This window comes from Nocardioides yefusunii (assembly GCF_004014875.1).
Lineage (GTDB): Bacteria > Actinomycetota > Actinomycetes > Propionibacteriales > Nocardioidaceae > Nocardioides > Nocardioides yefusunii.
Genome location: NZ_CP034929.1, coordinates 3,255,241 through 3,271,027, shown reverse-complemented (window position 1 = coordinate 3,271,027; position 15,787 = coordinate 3,255,241). Strand labels below are relative to the sequence as shown.

The window sequence follows — 15,787 nt, the reverse complement described above, 5'->3', positions numbered from 1 at the left end:
GCCGTACCGGAGACGGGTAGGTGTCGTCAGGCCGACTCCTGGCCGGTGGCCGTCCCAGTACTCCCCGTCGCCTGAGTCGTCGTCGAAGCTCACGGCGCTGTCGCCCTGACAGCGCCTCGCGAAAGGCGCCACGATGCCCCTGAGAACCCTGACCCAGCGACTTCTGCGAGGCGGTCTCAGCGCCGCCCTCGCACTGACCCTCGTGAGTGCGCTCACCGCTCCGGCACAGGCCGATCCGCCGAAGAAGCCGCTCCCGGTCTCCTTCAACGTCACCCCCATCCTGTCGGGGATGGCCGCGCGCACCTTCGTGCCCCACTGGAGTCCTGCGGGCTCCAACGACCCCACCTGCAAGCTCACCCCGAGCCGTCCCCGCCCCGTCGTGCTGGTGAACTTCACCTCGGGTGCCGGCTGGGAGTGGAGCACCGGGTCGCCCTACCTGCGCAACAACGGTTTCTGCGTCTTCCACTTCAACTACGGCAACATCACGCCCTTCGAACGCTTCCCACTCCAGGGACTCGGTGACATCCGCACCTCGGCCGTCGAACTCGCGACGTTCGTCGACCAGGTGCGGGCCACAACCGGCAGTGACAAGGTCGACCTCGTCGGCTGGTCACAGGGCGGCGGGATGCTGCCGCACTACTACATCAACTTCCTCGGCGGCGCCGCGAAGGTCAACGAGCTCGTCGGCATCGCGCCGGGCAACCACGGGACCGACGGGTCCGGGATCCTGCGACCGGACACCCTCGCGCCGATCGTCTACCCGATCCTGCGCCACGTACTGCCGTCGTTCGGGCAGCAGATCGCCGGCACCGAACTGGCCGAGGAGATCTACCGCGACGGTGACACCCGTCCCGGACCGCACTACACCGTCATCGCGTCCAAGTACGACTGGATCGCCACCCCGACGCAGAACCAGTTCCTGGTCGGCGACCCCACCGCGTTCGGCGGCCAGGGCAACGTCACCAACATCCTGCTCCAGGACGGCTGCGCCAAGGACAGGTCCGAACACATCTCCACCGGGTTCAGTGAGCGCACCTGGCGGCACGTGCTCAATGCACTGGCACCTGCCGAGGCGAAGAAGGTGCCGTGCATCGCGGTGCTGCCCTACCTGGGGTCCGGGCTCTGAGCCGTCACCCGTCAGGATTCCGGGGCGCCGGGGACGTTGCCGCGGCCGGCGTAGTCACGTCCGACGACCGAACCGTCCTCGGCGTACCCGACCACGTAGCCGGCCTCCTCAGCTGGGAACCACCCCCAGAACATGCCGTCCACCAGGACGCTCGGATAGGTCGTGTCGTCCGGGGTGACGACCTCGACGCGGACCGCGTCCCCGGCGTTGCCCGTGTACCCCGCCAGGCCGTACTCGGGGGACAGGTCGACGCCCGGGATGTCGTAGGCGAACGAGGTGCCGTCCAGCTTGAAGGCTCCTCCCGACCAACCCTCGCCGTCCGGATCCGAGGTGCAGAAGTTGTCGGAGGTGGGCACGAACGAGGTCGGCTGCGGTTGGGCGGCGCTCGCCGCCGTCTCCAGCACCGACGTGTAGCAACGGGCGTCGCCGGGCGTCGTCATGACGCTGAAGACCGTCCCGTCCGGACCGGGCAGGGTGGCGGCCCGGGTGGCCGTGGCGGGGCCTGTCGACCCGGCCTCGGAGTCGTCGCCCCAGTGACTGAAGACGGCTGAGAACGAGTCGTAGCCGAGGGCGAGGTCGCCGGTTGCGGCCGCCACCCCGGCGAACCCGACAGCGAGGGTCCCGACGAGTGCGCCGCCGACCCTGGCGGTGCGGCGTCGGGGGGCATGCGTCCGTCGGGCTGCTGCGGTGTGTTCCTGCAGCTGTCGTCGGGCGGCGGTCAGGACGTCGTCGTCGGGGCCGGTCGGGGCCGGGCCGAAGCGGTCCACGAGGCGGAGGTCGGTGTCGGTGGGGTCGGTGTGCGTCATCGGAGTGCTCCTTGCAGGTCGTCGAGGACGGGACGCAGCTGGGTGCGTGCCCGGTGGAGGCGGGACCGGACGGTCCCCGGAGGGAGGTCAAGCGCGGCCGCGACCTCGGCGTGGTCCAACTGCGCCCACGCCACCAACAGCAGGACCTCGCGGTCGGCCGGCTTCAGCCGGGCCAGTGCCTCGGCGATCCGGGGACGGACCGCGGCGGCGTCGGCGGAGTCGACCGCGCGTGGTGAGTCGTCGGGGGAGACCAGGGCCAACGGAACCCGGGCCAGCGCCCGGTAGCGTGCCGCCTCGGAGCGGTGGTGGGTGCGGACCACGTTGGACGCGATCCCGTAGAGCCACGGGCGGGCGTCGGCGAGCTCGGGCCGGTACCGGTCACGACGCTCGAACGCGGCGACGAAGACCTCGCCCAGCAGGTCGTCGGCGAGGTCCCCGAGACGTCGGGAGAGGAACCTGTGCAACTCCCTGGCGTGGCGCTCGAAGAGTTCGCCGAAGCGGTCGGGGTGATCCAGCGAGGCTGCGATCACGGCATGGTCGTCGAGGTCGGGAGGCACTGACACCTCCGGTGGACGGGGGACTGGAAGGACACTCATGCCCAGTTCATCGCGCGAGTCCCCGATCGCGTTCACGCACCACGGCGTGGATCAGACCAGCTGCTCCACGGCCGGGCCGGGGACCACGCGGTCAGTTTCCTGCGGAAACGTGCCTCAGCCTGAGGAAACTGTGGGATTGATGCGTGGACACGCCGGTGGCGTGGCATCAATCCCACAGTTTGCGTACGAGACGGTGCGCAGGGGCGCTCAGCCGCCGGGGACGGAGGGAGTGCGCAGGGGCGGCTCGGGCCGACTGTCCTTGAGTTGGACGTCGACCGTGACGGTGGCGGTCGAGGGTTCCACCATCGTCCCGGTCTCCACCCGCTCGTCGGCGACCCGCACGGTCGCGGTGACACGCAGCTCGTCGGCGTCCTCCCACCCGTCCTCCGCGCCGATGGCGACGTCGGCCAGACCGAGCTCGTTGAGTTCGGCGAGGTAGGCCGTCACCTCCGCAGGCGTGGCGAACCCGTCGCGTCGTTCCGGGGCCGGGGGCACACCCACCAGGGTGTCGCTGCGACGCAGCGTCGAGATCAGCGCCTCGGCGCGTGCTTTCGTCGGCGCCTCGACCACGACGTACGCCTTCGAGTCGTCGCCGTTGAACCACACCTGCGCGGTGCAGACCTCCGGGCCCGTGCCGTCGTAGGGCGCGCACTGCGTCTCCCACCGCGTGGTCTTCACGCCCAGGAACTCCTCGGTGCGGACCGGTTCGCCCACGAAGTCGGTGAACACCTCCACCCGCGTCCAGCGGACCACCTCGACGTCGTCCGGACGCGGCACCGAGGCGAAGCAGCCCCGCGACGCGGGCAGCCCGACCACGAAGGTGCTCATCACCGGGACGTCGCACTTGACCATGTCGCCGGCCCACGCCTCGGGGACGTCCATCATCAGGTCGCCCAGACCGATCTGGCGGGTGCCGGTCGGTGGCGCATCGTCGGTGTCGGCGGTGGTCCGGATGAGGCCGTCGGGCAGGTCGATTCCGTGGGTGGTCACGGTGACGGTGTCGCCCGCCGCGAGGACGCTCGTCGGTTCGGGGGAGACCGAGAACGTCGGTTCTTCCCACTCGTCCAGTTCCGTGGCGTCCTCGACGATCTCGACCTCGAGGTCGTAGGCGTCCAGGAGGGTCACGTAGGCGTCGATCGCGGAGAGGTACTGATCGGCGGAGAGCTCGTACCGTCCTGACGCGGCGTTCAGCGTCGGAGCGAGCGCGTTCAGGGTCGCCGATGGTCCGGGCAGGCCCACCGGCCCGTCGACGAAGCGGACCCACGAGAGCATTTCGGTGGCTCGTTCCGGGGTCCACGCCTCCGCGACGACCCACACGAAGCCGCCCTGCGGCGTCTCGAAGCGGGCCGACGCCGAGCAGAAGTCGTTGCTCGAGTACTCGTCCTCCGGGTCCAGGCTGGGGTCCTCGGAGGTGAGGAAGAGCAGCGACTCGACGCCGTCGGGTCGCGTGTGTTCGGGGCGCAGATCGGCTCTGCACTCCATCGTGAAGTTCGAGACGTCGACGTAGCGAACCACGCTGCTCTGCGGTTGCTCATGGCACGGAGAGGTCGGCTGGACGCCCCACGCATCAGGGACCTCCGCCACGACCGGGCCGAGTCCGGCCAGACGCTTCCCCGGCGCGGCGACCAGGCCTTCTGAATGACCGTCGTTGCCGTCGTTGCCGTTGCCGAGCACCCCGAGCCCGACGCCGGTGCCGACCACAGCCAGCACCGCGGCGGCTGCCGCCAGCGGCCTGAACCAGCCGCGACGCTCCGCAGGCTCCTTGATCGCGGCCAGTGGCACCGGACCGACCTCGGTGCGCGCGGCGACCTCGCCCAACGTCCGGGCGATCTGCTCGTCGTCGATGAACCTGTCCATCACTGCACCTCTTCGTTCACGGCGACCAGCGCCGGGTCGTTGCGCAACGCCAGCAGCGCACGCGCCACCCGGCTCTTGACGGTGCCCGGGGCCACCCCGAGCACGACGGCCATCTGGGCCTCCGAGAGATGCGCGTAGAACCGCAGCACCACCACCGCGCGATGATCCGGTTTCAGTCGCTCCAACGACCGCCACACCGCGTCGCGCAGCACCACGGCGTCGGTGGCGTCAGGCTCGGAGCGGTCCGGGATGAACTCGGTGGGGTGCTCGCCGCGCCACATCCGTCGTCGGGAGTCGTTGAAGGCGTTCAGCAGGATCCGGTACACGTAGGCGTCGGTGTCGTCGGCCTTCTGCACCCGTCCCCAGGCACGCCACACCTTGGTCAGCGTCGTCTGCGCGACGTCCTCGGCCTCCTGCGCGTGGGCGCCCAGCAGCACCGCCGAACGCACCAGCCGTGGCCAGCGCGCCGCCGCGTACTCGTCGAACTCCTGCTCAGCAGTCGTCACGTCCACCCCATCGCGTCCGGTCGGTGATTCTCTCGCCCGACCCGACGAGGTGGGCCCCCGCCCTGGTTCCCAGGACGGGGAGGGTTTCGTACGCGGACAGGCAAAAGGCCCTCAAAGGGGCTTGATCGGGGCTCAATGGCGAGTTGTGCATGTCCGACTACGGTCGTGGGGTCACGTCAGTCGTCCGTAGGCTTGGTCCATGCCCGACCACGCCCTCGAACTCTCCTTCGACGCCGCCTCCGAGGCCGGCGTCGTCGCGCAGTGGGAGGCGCTGAAGGCAGCCGGGATCCCGTCGCAGGCCGACCACCGCTCCATGACGAACGCCCCGCACCTGACGCTCGCCGCGGCGGTGGGGATCGACCCGGCGGTGGTGCCACAGGCGGTCGAACTGGTCGCACCCCTGCTCCCGACGACGCTCCGCCTCGGCGGCCTGATCCTGTTGGGCCACGGGCAACGGATCACGATCGCCCACCTCGTCGAGCCCGACGCCGCACTCGCGGAGGCGACCGCTGCGATCCGGGCTCTCGTCCCGACGTTGCGTCATCCGGTCTGGACGCCGCACGTCACGCTCGCCCGACGGGTGTCGCGCCGGTTGTTGGCCGACGCGTTGGACGTCCTGCATGCCACCCCGGCGCCGCGCGAACTCGTCGCGGACCGGCTGCGCTGGTGGGACCCAGAACTCGACCTGATCGAGGACGTCGCCCGCGCCTGAGCAGTGGTGGTGGAGAGCCCGCACGCACGAAGCCCCGGCGTCCGGTCGGGGCTTCACGTGGCTGGATCAGATGGAGACCGGTCCGGTGATCGCTGCGACCACCACGAGGAAGAACAGGAACGCGATGGCGGTGATCACCGCGGGCTCGACCCACGGAGCCGGCGTGACGTCAGAGGTAGGGGTGTGGGACGGGTGCATGGGGGCCTCCTCGGTGAATCAGGAAACTCATTGTGACCCAAGCCACATATTTGCGCCAGATTTCTGCGTGACCGACGGCTTCCGAGTGGTCGGACCCGCTCAGGCCTTGCGGAGCAGGGCGAAGGCGCCGGACGCTGCGACGGCGACCCTGGCGAGCGTGGTGAGCATGAGTCCGAAGCCCACGGAGACGCTGAGGTCGATGATCTCGGTGTCCAGCCCCGAGATCGCACTCGACATGCGAGTCCAGTTGTAGATGCCGATCGCTGCGATCACGCCACCCAGTGCGATCGCAGCGACCGGGACCGCGACCAGCCAGGTGCCACCGCGCAGGTCGAGTCCGCGGAGCACGCCGAGGGCGATCGTCACGAGCGCCAGGAATGCGGTGATCTTGCCGTCGCCACTGAAGCCGCTCACTGACATGCCGAGCACGCTGGCCCAGGGCAGGAAGGCGCCGAGCAGTGCCAGCGCGCCGGTGCCGGTGATGATCCAACCCTGGAGGCGTCGCAGCTCCATGCCGCCGAGCGTCGTCGGTGTGCCTGGCGCCTGATTCGGCGCCTGATTCTGCGTCGTGTTCTGCGTCGTGTTCTGGAGTCCCTGTCCGTGCTGCTGTTCCATGCGTGCCCCCCGAGAGTGTGTGGCGTCCGGACCTCCCGAACGAGGTCACCGTAGTGGGGTCGAGCGACGCCGGGGGCGGGGTCCCATGGGCCGTGGACGACGCCGCAGGGCGGGACGTTGTTTCCGGTGGCGCGCGGACGTCGTCGCAGGTCGGGTGCCCATGTGCTCCCCGCGGTGGTTGCGTGTACCCCCGCATGTCGCTGTGCGAAACCTTGTTTCGAAATCCGCTGCTTTATGTACGACTTTATTCCGGTGTGGCGTGGGTCATACCTAGTGTCCGGGATCACAGCCTTGGCACTGACGGTGCCCGGGCACTTCCCCCACACGGCACCCCACGGAGGTCAGCTTGCTGGCGTACACACTGAGGCGGATCGGAGGCGCAGCAGTCGTCCTGCTGCTCGTCCTCACGATGGTCTTCCTGATGCTGCACGCCACCCCCGGCGGCCCCGAGAACGCCTACCTCGGCAACAACCCCACCCCCGAGAAGCGCGAAGCGGTGATGGCCCAGCTCGGCCTCGACCGTCCGCTGTGGGCCCAGTACCTCTCGTTCGTCCTCAGCATCGTCACCCTCGACCTCGGCACCTCGCTCACCACCGGCACCCCGGTCTCGGAGCTCCTGGGCGACCGGATGCTGATCACCCTCGAGCTCGGCCTCGTCTCGTTCGTCGTCTGGACGGTCGTCGGCATGGTCTTCGGCGCGGTCGCAGCAGCCCGCCGCGGTCGAGCCCTCGACGGCATCGTCAGGGTCGGCAGCGTCGTCGCGCTCTCGATCCCCAGTTTCTGGCTCGGCCTGGTGCTGGTGATGGTCTTCGGCCTCTACCTGCCCGGCGTCCTGCCCAGCTCCGGTTGGGTCGCGTGGGGCGACGGCGTGGGTGAGCACCTCAAGGCGCTCGTCCTGCCCGCCTTCACCCTCGGCCTCGGCGCCGCCGGCGTCATCGCCCGCACCCTGCGGACCTCGATGATCGAGGCGCTCGACGCCGACCACGTCACCTTCGGACGCGCCCTCGGTCTGGGGGAGCGGACCCTGCTGACCCGGATCGCGCTGCGCAACGCCGTCATCCCCACCGTCACCGTCGTCGGCATGATGCTCGGCACCTTCATCGGCGGCGCGGTGCTGATCGAGAACGTCTTCAACATCCCCGGCGTCGGCCAGCTCGTCGTCAGCTCGTTCCTGGCCCACGACTACCCCGTCGCGATCGCCGCGACCGTGTGGACGGCCGGAGCGTTCCTCATCTCGACGCTCGTCGTCGACCTCCTCTACTTCGCGATTGACCCCCGCATCCGCATCCAGTTCCTCGGGAGGACCCGCTGATGAGCGCCCCGGCCATCCCCGCCGCCGCCCCCCGCGTGCGCCGCCTGCAGATCCCGCACCTGTCCGGCCTGGGCTGGGTCGGAGTCGCGTTCGTCGCCGTCTTCGTCCTGCTCGCCGTCGTCGGTCCGCTGATCGGGGTCGACCCTGACGAGCGCACCGGCGGCGCCCTCGAAGCCCCCTCCGGTGCGCACTGGTTCGGCACCGACGACCTCGGTCGTGACGTCTTCGCCCGCACCGCGGTCGGCGCCCGGCTCTCGCTCGCTGTCGCCGTCGGATCGGTCGCGGCCGGACTCCTGATCGCCGTCCCGATCGGCCTGCTGGCCGGTTACCGCGGCGGCTCCAAGCTCGACGCCGTCCTGATGCGCGTCATGGAGGCCCTGCAGGCCCTGCCCGTCTTCGTCCTGGCGCTCTTCGTGGTCGGCATGACCGGCACCGGCTCCAGCGAACTCGGACCGTTCACGTTCACCCCGGCGGTCAAGGTCGTCATCCTGCTCGCGGTCTCGTTCCTGCCGCTCTTCGCCCGCGTCACCCGCGCCGCCACCCTGGTGGAGGTGCAGGAGGAGTACGTCGACGCGCTGCGCGTCGTCGGCGTCCCGAAGCGAAAGATCCTCTTCGGCGAACTGCTCCCCAACGTCCTCCCGCCGGTCCTCGTCCAAGGCTTCCTGTGGATCGGCATCGCGGTCTTCGCCGAGTCCGCGCTCAGCTTCCTGGGCCTGGGCATGCAGCCCCCGCAGGCCAGCCTCGGCAACCTCCTCTCCGACGCGACGAGCTCGCTGATGATCGGCGGCTGGTGGCTCTCGGTCCTGCCCGGCGCCGCGATCCTCTTCGTCACCATCGGCGTCAACCTGCTCGGCGACGAGGTCGAACGCCTCGTCTCCGGCCGTCGCTGAGCTCCGTCGTTCGCCCTCTTCGCAGTCCCCTTTCCCTCGTTCCACCCGCACCTCAGGAGATCCCCATGAAGGCACTGTTCGTCCCCTCGGCTCCGCGGCGCCTCGTCGCCGGTGTCGGCATCGCCGCGATGGCGCTGCTCGCCACCGCCTGCGGCTCCGACTCCTCCACCGACGGCCCCGTCGGTGACCCGGTGGCGGGTGGCACCGTCGTGGTCGGCATGCCGTCCCTCTCGGACTACGCCAACCCGCTGGTGGCCACCACCAGTTCGCTGGCCTGGGTGACCGACCCGATCACCGACACCCTCTACGAGACCGACGGCAAGGGCGGTTCGACCCCGTCACTGGCCGCCGCCGAGCCGGAGATCTCCTCCGACGGCCTCACCTGGACGATCAAGCTCGCCGAGGGCGTGAAGTTCTCCAACGGTGACGCGTTCACCGCCGACCACGTCGCCGCCGTGATCAACCACGTCGCCGACCCGACCGCCTACACCGACTGGACGTCGTACTTCGCCTACTTCGTCAAGGACGCCAAGGCTGTCGACGACACCACCGTCGAGATCCACCTCTCCACCCCGTACGGCGTGCTCCGTTCGCACCTGGAGAACCTGCCGATCATCCACTCCTCGACCCTCGACACCAACGACACGACCATCGGCACCGGCCCGTTCGTCCTCGGCAAGATCACCCAGGGCCAGTCGGTCACGCTGATCCGCAACGACAACTACCGCGCCGAGTACGACGGCCCCGAGACCATCGAGTTCCGCGCGATCCCCAACGCCGGCACCCGCCTGGTCAACCTCCGCGAGGGCAAGATCGACGTGATGACCGACGTGCCGGCCAGCAACGTCACCCAGCTCGAGAAGGACAAGAAGCTCGACGTCCAGGTCGTCGACTCGCCGACGTCGGTGCTCACCTTCTTCAACGCCAAGAAGGGCCCCTTCAAGGACGTCAAGGTCCGTCAGGCCCTCGCCTTCGCGATGGACCGCGAGGGTGTCTCCGAGCTCGTCTACAACGGCACCGCCACGACGGCGCAGGGTCCGGCCGGTCCGGCCCTCGACGCCTACGACGAGGCCCTCGACCTGTACCCCGCGACGCCCGACGTCGAGAAGGCCAAGGCCCTGCTCGCCGAGGCCGGTTACGCCGACGGCCTGAAGTTCAAGCTCTCCATCTCGAACTCCTCCGAGGCCACGGTCAAGATGGCCGAGGCGCTCGCGCAGGGCTGGAAGAAGGCCGGCATCGAGGCCACCATCGACTCCACCGACGCCGGCACCTGGGCGGCGAACTGGGTCGCGGGCGAGTACCAGCTGTCGATGACGACGTTCGTCACCGGTGTCTCCGCGGGCGACTCCTCGTTCCCGCTGTTCACCTCCTACGCCTCCACCAACACGCTCAACCAGGGCTACGCCAACGCCGAGGCCGACACGCTGATGAACCAGGCGTGGGCCACCACCGACAAGGCCGAGCGCGCCGAGCTGACCAAGAAGGTCAACGGCATCCTCGCCGCCGACGCGATCGCGGTCCCGCCGGTCTACCCCTCGACGATCGTGGCCCAGCGCGACGACGTCACCGCCCTCGACGCCGACCAGCTCTCGCTGGGACGCCTGGACGCAGCCTCGCTGCGCCGTCTGGGCTGAGGCCGGTCATGGGACGCACCGAACTCCAGCAGGCACCACTCCTCGAGGTGAGCAACCTCGACGTCACCTACCGCACCGCCCGGGGGACCGTCCCGGCCGTGCGTGGCGTCTCGTTCCACGTCGAGCGTGGTGAGGTCTTCGGCCTGGTCGGCGAGTCCGGCTCGGGCAAGAGCAGCCTCGTCACTGCGCTGATGCGCCTGCTGCCCCGCGGCACGCAGATGCGCGCCGACACGCTGGAGTTCAACGGCGCCGACCTGGCGTCGATGTCGGAGTCGGGGCTGCGTGCCCTGCGCGGCAGCGACATCGGTCTGGTGCCGCAGCGTCCCATGACCTCGTTGTCCCCGGTGACGCCGGTCGCGGCCCAGCTGCGCCGGCTCACCGGGGGACAGGTCGACGACGAGCGGCTCCACGCACTCCTCGCCGACGTCGGCCTCGGAGGCCTCAAGAAGCGTCTGGGCGACTACCCGTTCCAGTTCTCCGGCGGGCAGCTGCAGCGGATGCTGATCGCGATCGCCGTCCTGGCTCGTGAGCCGCAGCTGGTCCTCGCCGACGAACCCACCACGACGCTCGACGCCACCGTCCAGGCCCAGGTGCTGCGGCTCCTGCTCGACCTGCGCGAGCGTCTGGGCAACACCGTCCTGCTGGTCACCCACGACCTGTCGGTGGTCGCGCAGGTCTGCGACCGCGTCGGCGTCATGTACGGCGGACGTCTGGTCGAGGTCGCCACCACCCGTCAGCTCTTCGAGGACCCCCAGCACCCCTACACCAGGGCGCTGCTGCGGGCGATGCCGAGCAACCGTGCCGTCGGCGAACGACTGATGCCGATCCCCGGCTCGGTCTCCGGCGCCCAACTGCTGCCCGGCTGCCCGTTCGCTCCGCGCTGCGACCGCGCCACCGACCTGTGCCACCGCGTCGACCCCGAGTCGGTGACCACCTACGACATCACCCCCCACCAGAGCGATGCCGGTCAGACCGACGTCGGCCGCACCGTCCGTTGCCACCACCCCGGGAGCCCCGCATGAGCACCACTCCCATCGTCACCACCGACGCAACTGTTGACACGGCGCTCGTCCAGATCGACGGCCTGGTCAAGCACTACCCGCTCACCGGCCGCCGCAAGCGCGGCGAAGAGCCCGCGCTGGTGCACGCCCTGGACGGCATCACCCTCGACGTCCCGCGCGGCCGTTCGCTCGCCCTGATCGGTGAGTCCGGCTGCGGGAAGTCGACGGTCGCCAAGCTGCTCGTCGGCCTCACCACGCCGACGTCGGGGAGCGTGAAGATCGCTGGTCACGAGGTCGTCCCCGTCACCACCCACGACCCCGCCGCCCGACGACGCGTCCAGCTGGTCTCCCAGAACCCGTGGTCTGCCCTCAACCGGGCCCGCACCGTCGAACACATCCTCGCCCAGCCGCTCACCCTGCACGGTGGGGTCAGCGGCAAGGCGGAGATCCGTCGTCGGGCCGGGGAACTGCTGGAGATGGTGGGCCTGCCTGCCAACTACCTGAGCCGTCGCCCGCGCGACATGTCCGGCGGCGAGCTGCAGCGCGTCACCGTGGCCCGCGCCCTGGCCGGTGAACCCGACGTCCTCGTCCTCGACGAACCCACTGCCAGCCTCGATGTCAGCGTCAAGGCGACCCTGGTCAACCTGCTCTCCGACCTGCGCGCCCGCCTCGGCCTCACCTACGTCCTGATCACCCACGAACTCGACATCGCCCGGCACCTCGCCGACGACGTCGCGGTGATGTACCTCGGTGAGATCGTCGAGAGGGGCCCCTCCGAGCGCGTCTTCACCGCCCCCGAACACCCCTACACCCGGGCCCTCCTGGCCGCCGCGCCCACCGAGCTCGTCATCGGCAAGCTCCACGGCGACGGCCTCACCGGCGAGGTTCCCTCGGCGATCGACCCGCCCGCGGGTTGCCGCTTCCACACCCGGTGCCCGTTCGCCACCGACGAGTGCACCACCACGATTCCCCCCGCGCTGACCCGGCCCGACGCTCGCGTCGTCGCCTGCCTGCGCACCGAAGAACTGGCCGCCACGCTCACCGCGGGCGCCCACCCCACTGAGAGGAACGCACGATGAACGCCTGGGACGAGACCTTCCCGATCCTGAACAAGCACATCGGTGAGTGGGAGGGCGAGTACGTCCACCTCGACCCCGACGGCAACGAGATCGACCGCCACGCGTCCCACCTCAAGATGTGGGCTCCCACCGACGGTTCGGCCGACATCAAGCAGATCAACACCTACACCTGGGCCGACGGGCGTCAGCACGCGTTCGAGTTCCCCGGCACGCTCGACGGCGAGAAGGTCCGCTTCGACGACGACCGGATCGCCGGGTACATGTACCAGACCGACGAGCGCACCATCATGCTCACCTGGACGTACAAGGAGCTCCTCAAGGAGGGCAACTACCTCTACGAGCTGATCCAGCTCTCCAGCGACGGCCAGCAGAAGGTCCGTACCTGGCACTGGATGGAGGACGACCGCCTCGTGAAGCGCACCGTCATCCGCGAGAAGAAGATCGCCTGATGACGACCCCGGACGTTGCCGCCGGCGCTGTCGCTCCCGGCCGCTACGAGGTCGCGCCGCTGGGCAAGGACGCCTGGACGTTGGGCGTCGCCCAGTCCCGGATCCACCCGGCGGCGAACAAGGAGGAGATGGACGACAACCTCGCCCACATGCTCCACCTGATCGACAACGCCTACCACTACGGCGCGGGCCCCGACCTCCTGCTGTTCCACGAGTTCCCCATCTCGGGGTGGGACCTCTGGACCCGCGAGGAGGCGTTGGAGCGGTGCATCACGCTCGACGGACCCGAGATCGCGGCGATCGCGGCGAAGGCCAAACAGTACAAGGCCCACATCGCGTTCGGTGCGTACGTGAAGGACCCCGACTGGCCCGGCCACGTGCTGAGCCTGACCAACCTGATGGGTCCGGACGGCGAACTGATCGCGAGCCACTGGAAGGCGCGCAACGTCCGGGGACTCTTCCCCCACTTCGAGCTCTTCACGACCACCATCTACGACGTCCTCGACGAGTACGTCGCCAAGTACGGAGCTGACGCCGTACTGCCGGTCGCGAAGACGTCGTTGGGCAACATCTCGTTGTCCTCGACGCAGCTGGAGCCCGACCTGATGCGGGCCCTGGCGATCAAGGGCGCCGAGGTCATCCTGCGCACGGCGTCGGGCAGCTTCACCGAGGTCGACGTCGCCTCCACGGCCCTGCACAACAAGGTCTACGTGGCGATCGCCAACAACGCGCTGCTGCTCCGCAAGGGCCCCTACTTCGAGGACACCGGTGCTGGTGGTTCCGCGATCTTCGGCCCCGACGGCAAGGCGATCGTGCGTGCCGAGGGCAAGCACGAGGCCCTGATCCAGGCCCGGATCCCCATCGCGGAGTTCCGGGCCCGGCACCTGCAGCCCGACATCCACTGGGACCTCTACCGCGACGTGTACGCGGGCTACGTGAGCCGGTTTCCTCCGAACCTGTTCGCCGAGGTCCAGCCGGCGTCGCTGTACGAGACCGCCGAGCACGTCGGAGCGTTCGACCGCTGGAAGTGAGCTCTGCTCGCCCTGAGCGGGAGTCGACCGGGCCGGTCGCGGGGAGACCTGCGGCCGGCCCGTTCTGTTCCCTGATTGCGACCCACCACCTACGGTGGTCGGGTGCATCTGGAGAACGTCGTCTTCGACGCTGTCGACCCCCGGGCCCTGGGCCGCTTCTGGGAAGCCGCCCTCGGCACCCAGAACCTCACCGACTCACCCGACGGGTTCGAGACCCGGTTGAACATCGGTCCGGGACAGGACCTCGACCTCTGTTTCCAGCCGGTGGGGCACGTCCCGGCCGAACCCCTACGGATGCACCTCGACCTCGCCGGCGGGCTGGTCCCCGAACTCGTCGTCGAGCGTCTCGAAGAACTCGGTGCCACCCATCTCGACGTCGGGCAGGGCGAGGTCGCGTGGACGGTGATGGCCGACGTCGAGGGCAACCCGTTCTGCGTCCTGGAGGACCGTGCCGCCTACGCCGGGTCCGGTCAGGTCGCTGCGTTCCCGCTGGCCTCCGCCGTCCCCGAGCGTGACCAGGAGTTCTGGAGCTGGCTCACCGGCTGGCGGCCCGCCCGGGGCACCGTCGAACACTCGCTGCGCCACCCCACCGGGGTCGGCCCGGTCATCGAGCTCGTGCCCGAGACCCGACCGCAGGGCGCCTGGAAGAACCGGATCCATTTCGACGTCCGCCTCGACGAGTACGACGACGCCGAGTACGTCCACGCCGAGATCCTGCGTCGCGGTGGCACCGAGCTCGTCACCGACTGGGGCGACCTGCCATGGACGTGTTGGCGTGACCCGTCGGGCAACGAGTTCTGCGTCCTGGGGGCGGTCTCGGAATTCGCGGCACTCGACTGAGCGCGACATCCTTCGGCCAGCCGGTGGGCTCGCCTAGGTTGGAGCCATGTCGCAACAGGCCTCCAACGCGTTCCTCGCGATCCTGGTCGGGGCGTTCCTCGCCGTCCTGCTGATCACCCCCGTCGCCGCGGTCATGTACCGCCGCAACGGCCGTCTCGGGCTGGGGGCGGTGCTGACCCTGGTGGCCGCGGCCGTCTACGGCGTCGCACTGTGGACGTACACGCTGCTGCCGTTGCCGTCGAGCAACGAGTTCAGCTGCCAACCTGCCCAGACGACGCTCTTCGCGAGTTGGGCCGACGTCAAGGAACGCGGCGTCGGGTCGTTGGGTCAGCTGGCCCGGAACTCGATGTTCATGCAGGTCGTGCTCAACGTCGTCCTGTTCGTGCCCTTCGGGTTCTTCGTCCGACGGGTGCTGCGCCGCGGCTTCCTCGTCGCCGGCGTCCTCGGCTTCACGACGTCGCTGCTGATCGAGACCACCCAGTACACCGGAGTGTGGGGCGTCTTCGAGTGCGCCTACCGGCTGTTCGACGTCGACGACCTCGCCACCAACACCCTCGGGGCCGTGGTCGGGTCGCTGCTCTCGGCGTTCGTCGTCACCAAGGATCCCGAACGACGCCCGCTGCCCACCCACGTCTCCCGCGGACGACGCTGGACGGGGATGCTGCTCGACGCCCTCGTCACCTCGATCGTCGCCGTCGGGGTCAACATTGCTTGGCGCTGGTACCACCTCTACGGTCCCGGCGACGCTGCCCGACTCGACGACCACCTCGACGCATGGATCGCCTGGGGAGCCGCTGGCCTGCTGCAGCTCGTCGTCGTCCTGCTCGCCGGACGCACCATCGGTGAGTGGGCCGTCGCGGTCCGCACCCGGGCTCGCCGTCCCGCCCTCGCGCTGCCCGGACGCGTCGTGAAGTGGGCCACCGGCGTCGGCGCGTTCGCCGCCCTCACCGCGTGGGACGGCCCGGGCTGGGCCTACGTGGTGTTCCTGGTGGTCACCGTCGTCGCGGCGTGGTCGGGCCGGGAGCACCGAGGGCTGTCGAACACCCTCGGCGGTCTCGACCTGGAGGTGCAGGGCGTCCCCACGTCAGCCCGGGAGCCGGTACGGGGCTGAGCCAGGGGTTGAGTCAGGGGCTGG

Annotated in this window: 17 protein-coding genes; 11 read left to right on the top strand and 6 right to left on the bottom strand. The window is 69.7% G+C overall.

The genetic code is table 11. The features are described from left to right. The first annotated feature begins 133 nt into the window (after positions 1–133). Positions 134–1,126, top strand: coding sequence for an esterase/lipase family protein (locus tag EOV43_RS15040; RefSeq protein WP_128222014.1), 993 nt, complete (start codon positions 134–136; stop codon positions 1,124–1,126). A gap of 11 nt (positions 1,127–1,137) precedes the next feature. Here EOV43_RS15040 and EOV43_RS15035 read toward each other — a convergent pair whose 3' ends face one another. From EOV43_RS15035 to EOV43_RS15020, 4 genes are all read right to left on the bottom strand, one after another. Further along, positions 1,138–1,932, bottom strand: a complete 795-nt coding sequence (locus EOV43_RS15035) for a hypothetical protein (RefSeq protein ID WP_128222013.1) — start codon at positions 1,930–1,932, stop codon at positions 1,138–1,140. Then, the gene (locus EOV43_RS15030; RefSeq protein WP_239022147.1) at positions 1,929–2,489 is read right to left on the bottom strand and encodes an RNA polymerase sigma factor; all 561 of its coding nucleotides are present in this window, start codon (positions 2,487–2,489) and stop codon (positions 1,929–1,931) included. The genes EOV43_RS15035 and EOV43_RS15030 overlap by 4 nt, the downstream gene beginning before the upstream one ends. A 246-nt stretch (positions 2,490–2,735) precedes the next feature. Continuing rightward, a complete protein-coding gene (locus EOV43_RS15025; protein WP_128222011.1) occupies positions 2,736–4,385 on the bottom strand; it encodes a hypothetical protein in 1,650 nt (549 codons plus the stop codon). Then, entirely contained in the window at positions 4,385–4,891 is a 507-nt protein-coding gene (locus tag EOV43_RS15020) for a SigE family RNA polymerase sigma factor (protein ID WP_128222010.1), read from the bottom strand. The genes EOV43_RS15025 and EOV43_RS15020 overlap by 1 nt, the downstream gene beginning before the upstream one ends. Before the next feature lie 199 nt (positions 4,892–5,090). On the opposite strand from EOV43_RS15020, the gene EOV43_RS15015 reads away from it, so the two are divergent. Beyond that, positions 5,091–5,603 carry a 2'-5' RNA ligase family protein gene (locus EOV43_RS15015; protein ID WP_128222009.1) on the top strand — a complete coding sequence of 171 codons (513 nt, stop codon included), beginning with the start codon at positions 5,091–5,093 and terminating at the stop codon, positions 5,601–5,603. Between the two features lie 66 nt (positions 5,604–5,669). Here EOV43_RS15015 and EOV43_RS15905 read toward each other — a convergent pair whose 3' ends face one another. Continuing rightward, positions 5,670–5,801, bottom strand: coding sequence for a hypothetical protein (locus EOV43_RS15905; RefSeq protein WP_277745797.1), 132 nt, complete (start codon positions 5,799–5,801; stop codon positions 5,670–5,672). Positions 5,802–5,900: 99 nt separating this feature from the next. Continuing rightward, positions 5,901–6,314: a hypothetical protein gene (locus tag EOV43_RS15010; RefSeq protein ID WP_128222008.1), complete on the bottom strand. Its 414-nt coding sequence runs from the start codon at positions 6,312–6,314 to the stop codon at positions 5,901–5,903. Positions 6,315–6,762: 448 nt separating this feature from the next. On the opposite strand from EOV43_RS15010, the gene EOV43_RS15005 reads away from it, so the two are divergent. From EOV43_RS15005 to EOV43_RS14965, 9 genes are all read left to right on the top strand, one after another. Next, a complete protein-coding gene (locus EOV43_RS15005) occupies positions 6,763–7,728 on the top strand; it encodes an ABC transporter permease (RefSeq protein ID WP_128222007.1) in 966 nt (321 codons plus the stop codon). Then, positions 7,728–8,618 (top strand): ABC transporter permease, encoded by an 891-nt coding sequence (locus EOV43_RS15000; protein WP_128222006.1) that lies wholly within the window; start codon positions 7,728–7,730, stop codon positions 8,616–8,618. Before EOV43_RS15005 ends, EOV43_RS15000 begins: the two co-directional genes overlap by 1 nt. A 65-nt stretch (positions 8,619–8,683) precedes the next feature. Then, entirely contained in the window at positions 8,684–10,252 is a 1,569-nt protein-coding gene (locus tag EOV43_RS14995; protein ID WP_128222005.1) for an ABC transporter substrate-binding protein, read from the top strand. Between the two features lie 8 nt (positions 10,253–10,260). Next, complete coding sequence (locus EOV43_RS14990; protein WP_128222004.1) at positions 10,261–11,274, top strand: ABC transporter ATP-binding protein; 1,014 nt, start codon at positions 10,261–10,263, stop codon at positions 11,272–11,274. Continuing rightward, a complete protein-coding gene (locus EOV43_RS14985) occupies positions 11,271–12,332 on the top strand; it encodes an oligopeptide/dipeptide ABC transporter ATP-binding protein (RefSeq protein WP_128222003.1) in 1,062 nt (353 codons plus the stop codon). The genes EOV43_RS14990 and EOV43_RS14985 overlap by 4 nt, the downstream gene beginning before the upstream one ends. Next, positions 12,329–12,781 carry a DUF3598 family protein gene (locus tag EOV43_RS14980; protein WP_128222002.1) on the top strand — a complete coding sequence of 151 codons (453 nt, stop codon included), beginning with the start codon at positions 12,329–12,331 and terminating at the stop codon, positions 12,779–12,781. The genes EOV43_RS14985 and EOV43_RS14980 overlap by 4 nt, the downstream gene beginning before the upstream one ends. After that, a complete protein-coding gene (locus EOV43_RS14975; RefSeq protein WP_128222001.1) occupies positions 12,781–13,812 on the top strand; it encodes a nitrilase-related carbon-nitrogen hydrolase in 1,032 nt (343 codons plus the stop codon). Before EOV43_RS14980 ends, EOV43_RS14975 begins: the two co-directional genes overlap by 1 nt. A gap of 102 nt (positions 13,813–13,914) precedes the next feature. Next, positions 13,915–14,652 carry a VOC family protein gene (locus EOV43_RS14970; RefSeq protein ID WP_128222000.1) on the top strand — a complete coding sequence of 246 codons (738 nt, stop codon included), beginning with the start codon at positions 13,915–13,917 and terminating at the stop codon, positions 14,650–14,652. 46 nt (positions 14,653–14,698) lie between these two features. Beyond that, positions 14,699–15,763: a VanZ family protein gene (locus EOV43_RS14965; RefSeq protein ID WP_128221999.1), complete on the top strand. Its 1,065-nt coding sequence runs from the start codon at positions 14,699–14,701 to the stop codon at positions 15,761–15,763. The last annotated feature ends 24 nt before the right edge of the window (positions 15,764–15,787 follow it).